Origin of the sequence: Chryseomicrobium sp. FSL W7-1435 (assembly GCF_038595005.1) — a bacterium.
GTDB lineage: Bacteria > Bacillota > Bacilli > Bacillales_A > Planococcaceae > Chryseomicrobium.
Map to the genome: position 1 here is coordinate 493,917 of NZ_CP151997.1, position 15,935 is coordinate 509,851.

Consider the following 15,935-nt stretch of genomic DNA (forward strand, 5'->3'; position numbering starts at 1 on the left):
AATAGAAAGCCATTCGGGAATATCCGGAATTGCAAAAGGATTGCGAATAGGGGGAACAGTGAAAATCCCAGTCACCGGAGTGCTGGGATTAGTCTTCATCTTTAATATCGGGATCTTCGGGAATCGGTGTGTTGCGCCACTCTTCAATCATGGCTTTCAATTCATCGAGCTGATCAAAGTGTCGATTAAACTGTTCATCGTTAATGACAAACTGCTCACCATCGTAGACAGCTTTAATCCGACGCTCCAAAATATACCGGCGTACTTGCTCTTCGGGCATTTGGAGATAGAGGGCAGTCTCCTCAATCGTTCTATACATTTTTCCGAACCTCCTTGTATACTGGAAAGGATAAGAGTGAATATAGCTGTAAGGAGTGATTTCATTGTCTAGTTTACCATACATACTTGTCTTACTTGGCGCCATCCTGTGGGGAACTACAGGCACCGCGCAAACATTTTTACCTGAAGATGCTCACCCGTTCGTTGTGGCGGCTGCCAGATCGGCTATAGGCGGCTTGACCTTGTTGATCCCGTTACTTGTCATGCGCAAGATTAACTTCAAAAAGTGGTCCTGGAAAGAGACACTGCTTGCGGCCTTATGTATTGGACTGTTTCAAATGCTGTTCTTCAGTAGTGTAAAACTGACAGGCGTAGCGATAGCGAGTGTCGTCGCGATTGGAAGCGCCCCTGTTTTCTCAGGTTTAGTAGAGTGGTTTATATTTAAACAAAGACCTACTCGAATCTGGATGCTGTCTACGTTGTTTGCTCTTGTGGGTTGCGGATTCTTGTTTCTTAATTCCGGTGCGGTGACGGTAAACCCAACAGGGGTGTTTCTTTCATTAGGAGCAGGAATCGTATTTGCTATCTATACGATGGCGAGCAAAGTGCTTGTTGCCAAACAAGATGCGGTGTCAGCAGTCGCCATGACATTCAGCGTTGCAGCTGTCTTTCTAAGTCCGTTCTATGTGCTAAATGGGGCGGCTTGGACAGTGCAACCGGTGAATGCCCTGATACTCCTCTATTTAGGAATAGGGACGACGACACTTGCCTATGTTTTCTACACAACAGGCTTAAAAAAGATTCCATCGAGTTCTGCGCTCACGCTGTCACTTGCTGAGCCGACAACGGCTGCCGTACTTGGCGTGCTAGTTGTTGGAGAGGTATTTACGTGGAATTCTTGGGTCGGGATTATCCTTCTACTTGGAAGTATTGTCGTTCTAACAGTGGGTGCTAGATACCCACGTCCCATAAAAGACCCTGAGGCTGTTTAGCGCTCAGGGCCAACTTGATTATTGGAAAGCTACATTATGACGAACATTGTCTTGGTTGGTCCAGGTGATCACGGTCCCAGGTGCGACAGTCAATGTAGTCTCGACAAACTCATAATCTGCGATGTCTACTGCTACTTCACCAGAAAGTTCAGCGCCTTCTTCCACAATGACCGTCATCTTCATCACGGGATGAGGTTCACAAAATACGTTGAACTCGCCAGCTTCATTGAAGACAAAGCTTGTCATTTCGCCTTTTGCAAGTAGCTCTGAAGCAACTCCGTTTTCAGCAATTGGTGCGTCAGAGGTTGCTTCTTCAGTAGCCTCTTCCTCTGTTGCTTCTTCCTCGGTGCCTTCTTCAGTAGCTTCTTCTGTTGTTTCTTCTTCATTCATATCCATACCGCCAGCTTCTTCCTCTACCATTTCTTCCTCAGGCATCTCTTCCATCCCGATCTCTTCTGTTGTATCACCACAAGCAGCTAAAATTCCGACTGTTAACAACAGTACGCCCCATTTGCTTTTGTTCATAAGTAACGCATCCCTTCAATTTATATTTCCTAGCTAACGTTTGTTTTTCAAGAATGGATGTAGAAAAATTGCATTCTTTTAACTATTTGATGAAAGTTTAACTAAATTTAACTTTACCCTGTACAGCGGGTTGTGATGTCTGAGATGATAGAAAAGTGTGAAAATTAAAGTGAGGGGTCATAAAAATGCTTCGCATGTTAAAAACACTGTTTATTGTAGAACGAACCGATAAAAAGACGCTCTTTGCCCTACTTGCCATTGCGATTTTTTCGTTAGCCATCAGTATCTATTCGTATGAGGCCGAGTTAGGGAACCCCATTGCAGAAAAATCGAATGACTCATTGACTGTGAAAGCCGCACTTAACAAGTTCCAAGTCGTCGATGCGACTGAAGACGGTCCAGGAAGTCCGCTCTATAAAAACGTCGTCCAACAAGATACTTCGTTTACGAAGCAGGGGATGTCGTTGAAAGTCAATCGTCCAGAACTCTATTTAGAATCGGCACTTCGTCTTACTCAGCTTCGTAAAGATGCATTTATGATGGATGAGTACGAAAAAATAGCGGACATCATGCCGCAAATGATTGAAAATGAACTTGATTATTACTATTACAGTTATCTCTCGCAACTAGAAACTCCGCCACCATTTGCAGCGTATACATACACGCATTTTTTAATGTACTTACTCGGATTTGTCGGAGCATTTTGGTTTATAACTATCGCCATTTATTCCTCCAATATTATGATTGAAGATTTCCGCCATACGACCTTGATCAAAGGATACCCCATTGCATTTGATCGCTATGTGTTAGCGAAAGTACTGGTGACATGGAGTGTTACCTGTCTGTTTCTAGTAGTACTTCTGCTATTTAGTGTGCCTTACGCTTTCTTAGGCGAGTGGGGAAGTCTAAAAGATGTAATTGCCATCTGGAATGGACAAGTCCAGATCCACACGGTGCTTTCCTACAGTGGGTTCGCTATTGGCTATATGCTGTTGTTATCTTTAGTCGCTATTGTTAGCTCAGTTATCTTGAACGTCCTAGTCCGAAATGTCTATATCACAATCTTTATCCAGCTCGGTTTGGTGGCATTACCCATCATGTTCCCGAGATTGGCAACTCTCGCTCCTTGGTATCCGTACCATTACGTCAATTTCCCTGCGCTACTTCGGGGTGAAAGTTTGATGGGGGCCGATCCTGCAGAACTTTCTGCTTGGATGGGTATGGTTATTTTAACTGTTTACTTGCTGTTGATATTAGCTCTCGTCAAATGGTTCTTATCAAGCGGAAGATTACAAAGAGCGTAAGGAGGGGAAGGCTATGTGGAATTTTATCAAATGGGAAACCTTGCAATTCATTGGTAACAAAAAGAACCAAGCTGTCTACATCATTCTTCTCCTTCTGAGTGTCTATTACGCATTTGCAGTCGCTCCGACCTATGAGCCGGTTGAGAAGGTGAGCCGCGATGAGATGCAAGCGGCGTATGATACAAGGGCAGCATTTATAGAAAGTGTTGAGGGGAGAGAAAATCTTCATCCTTCGGTCCAGTTTGCGGCGAGTTTATTTCCAGAATGGAACAAAGTTGAGAAACGACGAATTGATGCTCTCGATGAAGGGGATTTATTGACGTATGCCTCTTCAACTGCTGAGTGGTACACGTTCACGAATGAGTTAGTTATCCAATACGGAGACTATTTTTACTACAACCCGCTCTATTATACGCATGGCAACAGCTTTGCACGAGACGATGGTTTCTATGCTTACGGGTATACGGCTAGTCGTTATGATCACTATTCACAAGGAAATCACGATTTATCTTATGAACTGTTTGAAGAACGTACGGCCCTTCAGACCGTACAGCGTCTATTGAACAATTTTCTACCGTTTGTAGTGCTGATCAGCTGTATTTTACTCACAGCTGACATTGTGTTAAAAGACCGTCGCAACCCAAGTATTGTGAAAGGATTCCCGATTTCCGATTGGAAGCGCATGTTCGGTAAGGGGTTCGTCGCATTTGTGGGAAGTCTAGTGACCGTGATTCCGCTGAGTGCAGGGCTTTTGATTATTGGCTTGCGAGAAGGGTTCGGAGACTTCCTACTGGGTGTCCCTATCTATAATACAGATGTGTCGATTTTCAATTACAGACCTGACCTCGAAATCTTTTCGACCATCCCTATGTGGGAGTATTTAGTGAAAAACATCGCCTTTTTATCCCTGTGGTTCATTGCTCTGATTGCGCTGATTATCTTACTGAGCATCACGTTACGTCTTGAATTCCTCAATATCGCCATTGGGCTAGGTATCGTTTTCGCAGAGTTTTTGTATTTTGAACGTGCTGTTAGTCCGTTTACGGATGCCTATTGGTACCCGACTTCCTATGTTCAAGTAGGGCAGGTCATATCGGGCACCAGAGATTTCTTGTATGCATCTGAACTGTTCACGGCAGAACGAGGCGTCTTGCTCGTTGCTGGAAGTGCACTCCTATGTATCTTGCTTGTTTTACTGATTACGACCAACAAACGATTTTCTTATACGAAGTAAGGAGGGAATAAAATGCTTGAACTGAAACAGATTGGCATGCAGTTTCAAGAAAAACGTGTGCTCGATGATATTTCTATCACGTTTGAACCGGGTCAGATTATTGGGTTAGTTGCGCCGAACGGAACCGGGAAGTCGACGTTGATGAACGTCATCATGAACTATTTGTCTCCAAAACAAGGACAGGTCGTTGTAGGTGGGGGTTTGCAGTACACAAGTAAGTCGAATGAAGTGAAGATCCACCAAATGATGTCGATGATGCCCGACCAGAACGATTTGTACAATCACGTATCCGGTAAGAACCACATGAAGATCTACCAAACGATGTGGAATAGCCGTCCGGAATTGATTGAGGACACAATCAACAAGTTGGGTATGGCTTCGTACGTCAAGAAGAAGACAGGGACCTACTCTCTCGGGATGCGCCAACGTTTATGCTTTGCGATGCAAATTGTCTCAGATACAAAGATTATGTTGATGGATGAAGTGATGAATGGACTTGACCCAACGCATGTCGAAATGATTTCGCAGATGCTTGTCGAGAAGAAGCGGGAAGGAAAGACCGTTATCATTGCCTCTCATTTACTCGAAAATTTGGAGCAGTACGCAGACAAGATTTACTTTTTCAAAAATGGAAAGTTGCGACTTGCTGACGACTTGGCACCCGGGTTTTCTGCGGACACCGTGACGACGATCCGTCTTCCGAAGATTACAGCGGAACAAGCAAAGCGCGTGCATGACAAGTTTCCGGAGTTAGTCATGCAGACGTTGCCGAACGATACCCTCTTAATTGATATTCAAAATAAACCAGACGAAGAAATCACAGCGCTCGTCACATTCCTCGTTGCATCCCACATTTCCGATTTCCACTTTGGGAAAGTTGCGCTGCATGACCTGTATTCGATGGAATACCAATAAGACAGACGAAAGCCCTCCGAGATTGGAGGGCTTTTTGCTGCCTTGGGAGGGGTTTCGGCGATTGTGTCAGGAGTTTCACCCGTTATTTGCTGAGATTCAACGATTGTGTCGGAACATTCGATGGAAGGTGATGTTATGGAAACCATTACATCCCCAAAATCCGCTTCACGTCCGCCAAATACGATTGGCCGACTGGTAACTCACTGCCATCCTCCAGAACCATGATCAGATTCGATGCAAGATCGCGTGTAATTCGTTCAACTGCCACCAAGTTGACGATAAACGACCGGTGGATCCGTACAAAGTCTTCAGGCAATCGTTGCTGCAGCTCCTTTAATGGTTGCGATACAGAATAGGCTTCCCCATCTGCGTAAACCCAAGTCTTCTTATGTAAACTCTCCAAATGTGTAATGGTCGAAAGGCGTAGAGGCTTCCAATCTTCCTCTTGGCGTACGGTTAAAAATCGGGTTGGTACAAGCTGTTCCATTGTGTTCCTCCTTCGTAATTTGGATTTATCCGGAAAACTAGTAGGTTTATCCGGAAATTTTCATGGTCTGTCAAAAAGCCGTGTCATTCTGACTTTTCTGTTATATATTAATTTACAAGAACTAAAACTGTTATGCAACAGAAACTTACACGAAGGGTGAGATAAATGATGACGAAACGACAAGAACAAGTGGAGCAATTACGTAAAGACTGGAGCGAAAATAAGCGCTGGAAAGGAATTGAACGTCCGTACACTCCGGAAGAAGTTGTGAAATTACGAGGTTCAGTTGTAGTAGAACAGACACTGGCACGACGTGGTGCTGACCGTCTTTGGAACTCACTTCATACAGAAGATTTTATTAATGCGCTAGGTGCGCTTACTGGAAACCAAGCTGTTCAACAAGTCAAAGCAGGCCTGCAAGCAATTTACTTGAGCGGCTGGCAAGTAGCGGCGGACGCTAACCTTTCCGGTCAAATGTATCCGGATCAGAGCTTGTACCCAGCGAACTCGGTTCCAGCAGTAGTGAAGCGCATCAACCAAGCTTTACAACGTGCAGATCAAATCGATCATGCAGAAGGACGTGACGATGGATTTGACTGGTTTGCGCCGATCGTTGCGGATGCAGAAGCGGGATTTGGTGGACCTCTAAACGTGTTCGAACTTATTAAAGGGATGATTGAAGCGGGTGCAGCAGGCGTTCACTTAGAAGACCAACTGGCTTCAGAGAAAAAATGTGGACACTTAGGCGGCAAGGTTCTTCTTCCAACACAAAATGCCATCCGCAACTTAGTAGCTGCTCGACTGGCAGCAGACGTGTTAGACGTTCCGACATTGATCGTAGCTCGTACAGACGCTGACGCAGCAGACATGGTGACAAGTGATATCGACGAGCGTGACCACGCATTCATTACAGGCGAACGTACACCAGAAGGATTCTTCAAAACGAATCCTGGAATCGATCAGGCAATCGCACGTGGACTGGCGTACGCTCCCTATGCAGACCTTGTCTGGTGTGAGACATCTCACCCTAGCTTGGAAGAAGCTAAACAATTCGCAGATGCGATCCACGCTGAGTTCCCTGGGAAGATGCTTGCTTATAACTGTTCACCATCGTTCAACTGGGAAGCAAACTTGGATCAAGAAACGATTGCCAAGTATCAAGTCGAGCTTGGGAAGATGGGTTACAAGTTCCAATTCGTTACACTTGCAGGCTTCCACAGCTTGAACCACGGCATGTTCGAACTAGCACATGCTTATAAAACAGAAGGTATGGCTGCTTACTCTCGCTTGCAACAAGCAGAATTTGATTCAGAAGCTAAAGGCTATACAGCGACGAAGCACCAGCGTGAAGTCGGAACAGGCTACTTCGATGATGTTTCTCAGATTGTCTCAGGCGGCATGTCGTCTACAACAGCCATGAAAGGATCAACGGAAGTCGCGCAATTTGCGTGATCCGGAAAGGAGCGGGACCGATGACGCAATTGACAACTTCGATTGAAATCAAAGCGCCTCAGGATGAAGCCGTCCGTCAAGTGTTGACACCAGAAGCCTTGCAGTTTCTAGAAGGACTCCACCGGACGTTCAATGAACGACGGAAAGAACTTTTAGATGCGCGTGAAGTGCGTCAAAAAGAACTGGACACTGGGAGCAAGCTCGATTTTTTATCAGAGACAAAACCTATTCGGGACGGCGACTGGACGGTTGCCGAACTCCCGAAGGACCTTCAAGACCGCCGCGTGGAAATCACAGGGCCGGTTGACCGAAAAATGGTCATCAACGCTTTGAACTCTGGTGCCAAACTATTTATGGCTTGTTTTGAAGATGCCACAGCACCAACATGGCACAATATGATTCATGGCCAGATCAATATGTACGATGCGATTCGCAAGACGATTTCCTATACACAACCAACTACTGGCAAGACCTATTCACTAAATGAGGATGTCGCAGTACTTCAGATTCGCCCGCGTGGTTGGCACTTGTTAGAGAAACATGTAGTAGTGGATGGGGAGCCAATGTCTGGAGGGTTATTCGACTTCGGCTTGTACTTCTTCCATAATGCAAAAGAATTACTTGCTCGTGGAAGTGGCCCATATTTCTATCTACCAAAGCTCGAGCATCACTTAGAAGCCCGCTTGTGGAATGACGTGTTTAGATATGCACAAGATACACTTGGTGTTCCGCAAGGCTCCATCCGCGCAACTGTGTTAATCGAGACGATTCCGGCAGCTTTCCAGATGGACGAGATTTTGTACGAGTTACGTGATCACTCAGCAGGCCTGAACTGTGGGCGCTGGGATTACATCTTCAGCTACATCAAGCGACTTCGTAACCAACCAGACGTCATCTTACCAGACCGAGGCCAAGTGACGATGACTTCACCATTTATGAGGGCATATACGTTACTTGCTATCAAGACGTGTCACAAGCGCAATGCACCAGCAATGGGTGGGATGGCTGCTCAGATTCCGATTAAAGGTGACGAAGCAGCGAATGCCGCGGCATTTGATAAAGTGCGGGAAGACAAGCGCCGCGAAGTGACGGATGGGCATGACGGAACGTGGGTCGCGCATCCAGCACTTGTGGCAGTGGCACTCGATGAGTTCAATGAACACATGCCAGAGCCGAACCAGATTTCGCGAAAACGAGACGACGTGGATGTGACAGCGGAAGCATTAGTAGAAGTATTGAGTGGTACCATCACAGAAAATGGTTTACGTGTGAACTGTTCGGTTGGTGTTCAGTATATTGCTTCTTGGCTACGCGGAAACGGGGCTGCACCTATTAATCATCTAATGGAAGACGCAGCAACAGCCGAAATCTCGCGGACTCAAGTATGGCAATGGATTCGTCATCCGGAAGGAAAGCTTGAGGACGGTCGCAAGATTACAGCTGAACTTGTCGATCAAGTTCTTGAAGAAGAGCTGCAGAAGTTACAAGGGCAGTTCGGGAAAGATGTCTATGACAACGGACGATTTGGAGAGGCCGCTAGTCTCTTTAGACGATTAGTTCTAAATGATGAATTTTTCGAATTTCTCACAGTACCTGGCTATGACCAGTTGGAGGAGGTGACTGACCATGAATCAACCAAATCTTGAAGCGAACCCAAAAGTATGCCGTGAATGTGGCACTATCATTCGTGAGCAAGTCGAGTCTCAACTGTTTGAATGTGAGCGTTGCTTGAACAACCAACCCGAATAATTTAGAGTGCCCCTTCTGCTTTGGCAGAGGGGGTTTTTCTGTATTAGTTTCCATAAAATCATTTGGGGCGTTAAACGAGGAAGTACGGTCTTTAATGAGAGAAGTTCGGGCGTTAATTGTTACTTTAGGGTCGTTAATCAAGCAAGTACGGGCGTTAATTCAAGTTTACAGTCTAACGCCAGCCACTTCCGCCCATACTGTTCTCAAGAGGTGATTCCCCATGTGGACCGAAGACATCAACGCACTAGAAATGATTTTGCGCACAACTATAACGTTTATAACTCTACTGTTACTAACCCGCTTCCTCGGAAAAGAACAACTTAGCCAGCTCACTATGTTCAATTACATCACCGGCATCACTATCGGGTCAATTGCTGCCGACTTAGCAGGTCAAGCAGAAACCCCGTTCATAGACGGGATGATCTCACTCATCATCTGGACGATACTCACACTCTTTGTTAGTTGGATTTCCCTAAAATCTATGCGGGCAAAGACGCTACTTGATGATGAACCATCCGTCGTCATCCGGAAAGGGAAAATTCTTCAGCGCGAATTAAAGTCCAGTAGACTTCCGGTTGAGGATTTGAAGATGCTCCTTCGTCTGCAAGGGATTTTCTCCATTACAGAAGTCGAACATGCGATTCTCGAGACGAATGGAGAACTGAGCGTCTATAAAAAATCTGCGAACCAACCGGCCACTAAAAAAGACATGCAGTTACCGACAAAATCTACACACTATATTCCCACGCAGCTCATTACGGATGGGGTCATAATTGAACGCAACTTGTTAGAACTAGATCTTTCCAAAGAGTGGCTAATGAAAGAATTAAAAAAGGCTGGGTACCAAGATCCTGCCCAAATCTTCTATGCGGAACTTCAAGAGAACGGCAAACTCTATATCGACAGTGGCAATGACGAGTAATCTCTTCGCACGATGCGAGGAGATTTTTTGTGTTCTTAAGAATTTCTTCAGAAATCTCCCCCTTACTTGTTAAGAATTGAGAGGTACAATAGAAATAGATGGAAGGAGGCGGTCGAACATGACACCATTTACAGTACTCGTCACAGATGATGACCAAGAAATTCGAGACGGGATTGAAATTTACTTAAAAAATGAAGGGTACCAGGTGCTAAAGGCCGCTAACGGATTAGAAGCACTTGCACTTTTAGAGCAACAAGAAGTTCATTTGATGATCATGGATATCATGATGCCCCAGATGGACGGGATTCAAGCAACATTCAAAGCTCGGGAAACACAAAACATTCCCATCATCATGCTCTCTGCAAAATCAGAGGACACGGATAAGATTCACGGCTTGTCTGTTGGCGCAGATGATTACGTCACGAAACCATTCCACCCGATGGAACTGATTGCTCGTGTGAAATCGCAATTGCGTCGCTACACGAAGCTAGGAACATACGAAGGAATTACATCAGTTATAGAAAAAGATGGTTTAGTTTTAAACCAAGAATCGAAAGTAGTTACACTAGAAGGTGAGCCATTGAAACTCACACCGACTGAGTTCAAAATTACAGAACTGTTCATGAGAAACCAAGGACGCGTATTCTCGATTCCTGAAATCTATGAACGCGTTTGGCAAGAGCCTGCATACAATGCAGAAAATATTGTAGCAGTGCATATTCGAAAAATCCGTGAAAAAATGGAAGCGGACCCTAAGAATCCGCGGTATATAAAGGTGGTGTGGGGCGTTGGCTACAAGATGGACAAGTAAATGGGAGACAGTTCTTTCCGTAGGCGTCATGCTAATTGGCCTCGCCACCATCGGGTATTGTACGTACTGCTTCACGCAAGCGGCCGAAACATCAAGCTGGCTTGCCCAGTTGAAGCGGTTTATGGATCGAGGGGGATTAGGATGAAGACAAATAAACAATGGGGGAAATGGCTTGCATTTGGTGTATTGGCATTTTTCATACTTACTGCCCTCCATTCTTGGGCAGGATTCTCAAGAGAGCTCCTTGGAGAAGATTTTAGAGACACTGATCAATTCGATCATTCTGTTTACTATGAAATAATTGAAAAACTCCCTGCATTGATGGTGGAGCCGATAACAAAAGAAGAATTACTAGAAGGTTTCCAAGTAACGGAAAGTACTATAGAAGAATATCGTTACCGTTTTGGAGATCTTCAATCTCAAATCGAGGATATTCGCATTCAATATGAACCAACTGAAGGCGATGAAATAGGTGAAGAACTGGAAGCAGAGCGTGATCAGAAAATAGCTGATATTCGAAGGAATTTCGAAGATGACGCGTATGTTGAAGAGAAGCTGCTTGCTGAATGGGAACGTAAAGTAGATCGCTATATTCAGGAGCAACAAAAACAACGAAATGAGTTTAGTATTAATTACCCGGGAATTGGCTACTCTCTTACAAATACAGCGACAGGAGAAACCTTTGATAAAGAAACTGGAGTCAGCGATGCCTATGCTGTTGATTTCGGTTCAAACAATGGTTGGCTGCAAGCAAGTAGATTTGACACTCATCCTGATGAAGCTTATGAGATTCAAATGGGATTGGATTCATTCATTGCTAGTTATAGTGGAACGGTATACATTCCAAACAGCTATATTGGTCCTGCGATTGAAGACTACAAAAATCGTCAATTAATTTTCTGGGTGCTCACCCTACTTGGAGTAGCAGCAGTAGTAGCAGGATTTTTCTTATGGAAAAAATGGAAAGATGATCTTTTGAGTAGTGAGCTACTTTTACCAATCGCAAGACAGCCTCATGAAATTCGTATTTTAATTGCAGGTGCACTACTCTTTGTTTCATACTTCTTAACATCAGAAATTACAAATGGTATTTTCTATTACTATGGATTAGATGACTTCACATTTTTCACTACGTTTTTTGCAATCGGATTATTAACAGCATTTCTGATGTATTTAATAAGTTTAGTTACAACTATGAATACTTATTCTTATAATACCTCCTTAATGAAAAGAAGTTTGGAGGGGCTAAAGGGTTTATTTCTAAACAAAAGTCTTGCGTGGCAAGCTGTTATCATCTTGGTCATTGTCTTCTTCTGGGGCTTTGGAACTGTATTGGTTGGTGTGGTCGGTGGAATGATTCTCGTTTGGATTCCCGCTACCTTATTCATCGGAATTCCCGCACTTTATTTCCTATTTAGTCGCATCGCATATCTGAACAGAACAATGGTGCAAACAGCTAGGTTGAAGGACGGAAAGGTCAGTGAACCATTCGAGATTCGCGGACGCTCCCGCCTGGCAGAGCATGCAAAAGTACTCAATAGCCTTCGCGATCAACTAGTGACGTCACAGTCTTCCCAAGTGAAAAGCGAGCGCTTGAAATCAGAACTGATTACGAATGTAAGTCATGATTTACGTACTCCGTTGACTTCAATCATTACTTATACAGATTTATTGAAAAATCCAGATTTGACAGATGAACAACGTGAACAGTATGTTGGAGTGCTCGAACGGAAATCGGCAAGGTTGAAAACGTTGATAGAAGACTTATTCGATGTGTCGAAGATGGCTTCCGGCAATATCGAGCTGCACAAAACAAAAGTAGATGTGGCGTCTTTACTCCAGCAGGCTATTGCTGAGCAACAGGAAGCACTGGATAAACAGAACCTTGATATACGTGTTGGCATAGCTTTCCAGCCAGTTCATGCCTATATGGACGGACAAAAGATCTGGCGTGTGTTTGACAATTTACTTCTAAACATCAGCAAATATTCAATGCCTGGCACACGAGTTTATGTCGCACTACAAGAAACACCAACCCATGCCGTGGTAACATTCAAAAATGTATCTCAGTATGAGTTAGGGGATGATACCGCGGAATTGACGGAACGCTTTAAACGCGGGGATCAAGCACGTCACACAGAAGGCTCTGGATTGGGACTAGCTATCGCACAATCCATAGTCACGTTGCATAATGGTGAATTTGATCTGAATTTGGATGGGGATCTCTTTAAAGTGACAATTCTCCTTCCAAAAGGAGCGATGTGAGGATGAGAAGAGTGCTGGCGGTAATGTTTAGCGTTCTGCTACTTGCTAGTTGTGCCAATGAAAATACAGAGGTTCCGAAAGAAGAGCTATTTGATTATGAGGGTTCTTATGTAGGATCACCGATGTCGATGACAAACATTTTAAAGTTATTGCCAGATTATGGTCTCGAGTGGAAACAGATGGCGCTTGAGACCAAGGAACAACCTTATGGAATCGAGCTCTACTACGAGAAGGCAGAACCAGAGATAGCTAGGGAAGCAGCTCGAACATATAGTTTATATCTTTTGCGATTAATCACGAATGCAGATTTTGTAACGGTTCATGCTGGGTTTAGTTCTTATACGTACACACGTGAACAATGGGAAGCATGGCTAGGCTTACCTCTCGAACGATATTTATCGGAACAGCAATTGAAACAAGCGGTCCAAATGAAACTTGAACAAGATCCGGACAGAGAAGGTCTCAACGAAACCTCGTAATATGGTACGATGGGTGAAAAGGAGGCGGTTCGGATGAAAAAAGAATTGCATGAACTGACACGTCTACCGGCAGATACGCGGTACGAGGTCTTTTTACACACAGTAGTAGAGAACAAAGAAGTATGGGGGCTTTTCCAAGAAGGATGGGCAACTGCAGAAGACGCAAAAGGCGCACAACGTATTTTCTTCTGGCCGTCAGAAGAATTTGCTAGCCATCAAGCGGCGAAAGAATGGCCAGGGTTCACACCTAAACCAATCGCATTAGATGAGTTCATCGAAGCGTGGTTACCAGGACTTGAAAAAGACGAGATTCAGATTTCTGTTTTCTCTACTGCAAAAGATGAAATTTTAGCTGAGGCAGAAACGTTGCTCGAGGATTTGGAAGATCTAGAAGGCGAGGCGTAAACGTATGTTGAATGACAACGATGCACTCCATGCATTCTTTCTTTCCTTACCCGGGACAGTCCATGATTATAAAGAAGAATGGACAGCTGATCGCTACATGATTGGTGATAAGATGTATGCGATGCTTGGCGGTGACAAGGAAGGTAAAGCAATCCTTACTGTTAAAGCAGAGCCTTCGTATGCGGAAGAACTTCGCACCGAGTACGAAGTGATTGTTCCTGGCTACTACATGAACAAAACCCATTGGAACTCGATTTACCGTGACGCAGAGTTATCAGATGAGTTGATTGCCAAGATGATTCGTCATTCGTATGAGCAGGTTTTGGAAAAGCTTCCGAAGCGCACACAGCGTGAGATATTAGGCGATTACTAAATTCTATCCTCTTTCTCTTTTCGAGAAAGGGGATTTTTTCAATAAAATTTTTGTTGCATTTACAACAAAATATATTTAAAGTGAATATAATGAATTGTAAATGGGGTGGCAGAGTGGCTGAGATTTTAAGAGAAATCGGAATGATTGCGAGGGCTCTCGACTCTATCAGCAATATTGAGTTTAAAGAGTTTGATTTAGCAAAAGGTCATTATTTGTACTTAGTCCGAATTTGCGAACAGCCAGGAATTATTCAAGAGAAAGTAGCAGAACAAATTAAAGTAGATCGGACTACAGCAGCGAGAGCTATTCAAAAGCTGGAACAAAATGAACTGATAGAAAAACGGCTAGAACCTTCAAATCGTAAAAACAAATATTTATACCCGACTGCAAAAGGTTTAGAGATCTATCCTCAGATTCTAAAAGAACATAAACACTCAGAAACGGTGGCGCTATACGAATTAAGCGAGCATGAAGCTGAGCTACTAGAAAAATTGTTGGTTCGAGTAAGACATAATATTGAGAAAGACTGGGAAGTCGTGAAAAAAGGGCAGAAACGAATTTATTAAGAAGAGGTGAAGAGAAAGATGCCAGTGACAATACGAAAATGCACTATAGAAGATATTGAAACGATCCAACAGATAGGTCGCCAAACCTATTTTGAAACATTTGTTGCTCATAACACAGAAGAAAATATGAACGACTATTTGCAAAAGGCATTTGCAGACTCAAAACTTCGTGAAGAACTAGAGAATCCCGACTCGGAATTCTATGTGGCAGAACAGGACGGGAAGGTCGCAGCCTATTTGAAGATCAATCAGTTGGACGCACAATCAGAGCCTATGGATTCTGACTATCTAGAAATCGAGCGAATCTATGTCTTGATAGAATTTCAGAAGCTCGGATTAGGAAAACTTCTCTATGATAGAGCGCTTGAAAGAGCAATGAGTCTTCGGAAATCTAAAATTTGGTTGGGTGTTTGGGAGAACAATCATAATGCGCTCACGTTTTATTCAAAGATTGGATTTGAGCGAATCGGGCAACACTCCTTCTTCATGGGAGACGATGAGCAAATCGATTACATTTTGGTCAAATCAGTAAAAGAAGAGGTGTTTTGATGTATATTCCTAAACGATTCAACGTAAAAAATCCTGAAGAAATCTGGTCGTTTTTGAAAACTCACAGCTTTGCCACACTAGTCACAACTAGTAATGGGCGTCCTACAGCAACCCACATTCCTGTGATTGTGCGACGGGAAGGTGAGAACTTGCTGATCAGTGGACATGTGGCCTATGGGAACTCACAATGGCGGACATGGGAACAGGTGGAGGAAGCATTGCTGATATTTCAAGGACCGCATTCGTACATTTCTTCCTCCTGGTATGTCGAAGAACAAGTCCCTACATGGAACTATCAAGCAGTTCATATCTACGGGGCCATTCGTAAACAGACCGATGAAGAACTGCGAGCAGATTTAAAGCAACTCATGGTTACGTATGAACAACATCGAGAAAATCCTGTCTTATGGGAAACAGTAACGCCGGAACTTCTTGAGCGTGAAATCAAAGGGATTGTAGGATTTTTAGTGGAAGCAAGCGAGGTGCAAGCGGCGTATAAGATGAGTCAAAATCGAAAAGACCATGACTACGCAAACATCATTGACCAACTGAAGGAAGAACCCGATGCTGGTTCTCACCAAGTTGCTAGTGAGATGGAGCGTCTGCGAACGTCAGATTAGTTTCCATA

General features: G+C 44.0%; 20 protein-coding genes. 17 read left to right on the forward strand and 3 right to left on the reverse strand.

Annotation, left to right across the window (positions count from 1 at the left end):
- Window positions 1–88: 88 nt before the first annotated feature.
- Complete coding sequence (locus MKY84_RS02695) at window positions 89–319, reverse strand: DNA-binding protein (protein ID WP_342527574.1); 231 nt, start codon at window positions 317–319, stop codon at window positions 89–91.
- A 64-nt stretch (window positions 320–383) separates the two neighbouring features.
- Here MKY84_RS02695 and MKY84_RS02700 point away from each other — a divergent pair, with 64 nt between their 5' ends.
- Window positions 384–1,271 (forward strand): EamA family transporter, encoded by an 888-nt coding sequence (locus MKY84_RS02700; protein ID WP_342527575.1) that lies wholly within the window; start codon window positions 384–386, stop codon window positions 1,269–1,271.
- 18 nt (window positions 1,272–1,289) lie between these two features.
- Here the strand turns inward: MKY84_RS02700 and MKY84_RS02705 are convergent, their stop codons facing one another.
- Complete coding sequence (locus MKY84_RS02705) at window positions 1,290–1,796, reverse strand: plastocyanin/azurin family copper-binding protein (protein ID WP_342527576.1); 507 nt, start codon at window positions 1,794–1,796, stop codon at window positions 1,290–1,292.
- A 185-nt stretch (window positions 1,797–1,981) separates the two neighbouring features.
- Here MKY84_RS02705 and MKY84_RS02710 point away from each other — a divergent pair, with 185 nt between their 5' ends.
- The 3 genes from MKY84_RS02710 to MKY84_RS02720 are packed head-to-tail and all read left to right on the forward strand — an operon-like array spanning window position 1,982 to window position 5,249.
- Complete coding sequence (locus MKY84_RS02710) at window positions 1,982–3,100, forward strand: hypothetical protein (RefSeq protein WP_342527577.1); 1,119 nt, start codon at window positions 1,982–1,984, stop codon at window positions 3,098–3,100.
- A gap of 13 nt (window positions 3,101–3,113) precedes the next feature.
- The gene (locus MKY84_RS02715; RefSeq protein WP_342527578.1) at window positions 3,114–4,334 is read left to right on the forward strand and encodes an ABC transporter permease; all 1,221 of its coding nucleotides are present in this window, start codon (window positions 3,114–3,116) and stop codon (window positions 4,332–4,334) included.
- 12 nt (window positions 4,335–4,346) lie between these two features.
- Window positions 4,347–5,249, forward strand: coding sequence for an ABC transporter ATP-binding protein (locus tag MKY84_RS02720; protein WP_342527579.1), 903 nt, complete (start codon window positions 4,347–4,349; stop codon window positions 5,247–5,249).
- A 145-nt stretch (window positions 5,250–5,394) separates the two neighbouring features.
- On the opposite strand, the gene MKY84_RS02725 is transcribed toward MKY84_RS02720, so the two are convergent.
- Window positions 5,395–5,736: a LytTR family DNA-binding domain-containing protein gene (locus MKY84_RS02725; protein ID WP_342527580.1), complete on the reverse strand. Its 342-nt coding sequence runs from the start codon at window positions 5,734–5,736 to the stop codon at window positions 5,395–5,397.
- Window positions 5,737–5,904: 168 nt separating this feature from the next.
- On the opposite strand from MKY84_RS02725, the gene aceA reads away from it, so the two are divergent.
- The 13 genes from aceA to MKY84_RS02790 all read left to right on the forward strand — a co-directional run bounded on the left by aceA (window position 5,905) and on the right by MKY84_RS02790 (window position 15,927).
- Window positions 5,905–7,188, forward strand: coding sequence for an isocitrate lyase (gene aceA / locus MKY84_RS02730; RefSeq protein ID WP_342527581.1), 1,284 nt, complete (start codon window positions 5,905–5,907; stop codon window positions 7,186–7,188).
- A 20-nt stretch (window positions 7,189–7,208) separates the two neighbouring features.
- Entirely contained in the window at window positions 7,209–8,834 is a 1,626-nt protein-coding gene (gene aceB, locus MKY84_RS02735; protein WP_342527582.1) for a malate synthase A, read from the forward strand.
- On the forward strand, window positions 8,815–8,937 hold the full coding sequence (gene yhfH / locus MKY84_RS02740; RefSeq protein ID WP_342527584.1) for a protein YhfH: 123 nt from the start codon (window positions 8,815–8,817) through the stop codon (window positions 8,935–8,937). The genes aceB and yhfH overlap by 20 nt, the downstream gene beginning before the upstream one ends.
- A gap of 220 nt (window positions 8,938–9,157) precedes the next feature.
- Entirely contained in the window at window positions 9,158–9,859 is a 702-nt protein-coding gene (locus MKY84_RS02745; protein WP_342527586.1) for a DUF421 domain-containing protein, read from the forward strand.
- A 118-nt stretch (window positions 9,860–9,977) separates the two neighbouring features.
- The gene (locus tag MKY84_RS02750; RefSeq protein WP_342527587.1) at window positions 9,978–10,670 is read left to right on the forward strand and encodes a response regulator transcription factor; all 693 of its coding nucleotides are present in this window, start codon (window positions 9,978–9,980) and stop codon (window positions 10,668–10,670) included.
- Complete coding sequence (locus MKY84_RS02755) at window positions 10,648–10,815, forward strand: hypothetical protein (RefSeq protein WP_342527588.1); 168 nt, start codon at window positions 10,648–10,650, stop codon at window positions 10,813–10,815. The genes MKY84_RS02750 and MKY84_RS02755 overlap by 23 nt, the downstream gene beginning before the upstream one ends.
- Entirely contained in the window at window positions 10,812–12,935 is a 2,124-nt protein-coding gene (locus MKY84_RS02760) for a HAMP domain-containing sensor histidine kinase (RefSeq protein ID WP_342527590.1), read from the forward strand. The genes MKY84_RS02755 and MKY84_RS02760 overlap by 4 nt, the downstream gene beginning before the upstream one ends.
- 2 nt (window positions 12,936–12,937) lie before the next feature.
- Complete coding sequence (locus MKY84_RS02765) at window positions 12,938–13,414, forward strand: DUF4825 domain-containing protein (protein ID WP_342527591.1); 477 nt, start codon at window positions 12,938–12,940, stop codon at window positions 13,412–13,414.
- Window positions 13,415–13,447: 33 nt separating this feature from the next.
- The gene (locus tag MKY84_RS02770) at window positions 13,448–13,819 is read left to right on the forward strand and encodes a DUF2750 domain-containing protein (RefSeq protein WP_342527592.1); all 372 of its coding nucleotides are present in this window, start codon (window positions 13,448–13,450) and stop codon (window positions 13,817–13,819) included.
- 4 nt (window positions 13,820–13,823) lie between these two features.
- Window positions 13,824–14,192, forward strand: coding sequence for an MmcQ/YjbR family DNA-binding protein (locus MKY84_RS02775; protein ID WP_342527593.1), 369 nt, complete (start codon window positions 13,824–13,826; stop codon window positions 14,190–14,192).
- Between the two features lie 113 nt (window positions 14,193–14,305).
- A complete protein-coding gene (locus MKY84_RS02780; protein WP_342527594.1) occupies window positions 14,306–14,758 on the forward strand; it encodes a MarR family transcriptional regulator in 453 nt (150 codons plus the stop codon).
- 18 nt (window positions 14,759–14,776) lie between these two features.
- Window positions 14,777–15,307 carry a GNAT family N-acetyltransferase gene (locus MKY84_RS02785; RefSeq protein ID WP_342527595.1) on the forward strand — a complete coding sequence of 177 codons (531 nt, stop codon included), beginning with the start codon at window positions 14,777–14,779 and terminating at the stop codon, window positions 15,305–15,307.
- Window positions 15,307–15,927 (forward strand): FMN-binding negative transcriptional regulator, encoded by a 621-nt coding sequence (locus tag MKY84_RS02790; protein WP_342527596.1) that lies wholly within the window; start codon window positions 15,307–15,309, stop codon window positions 15,925–15,927. Before MKY84_RS02785 ends, MKY84_RS02790 begins: the two co-directional genes overlap by 1 nt.
- Window positions 15,928–15,935 lie beyond the last annotated feature (8 nt).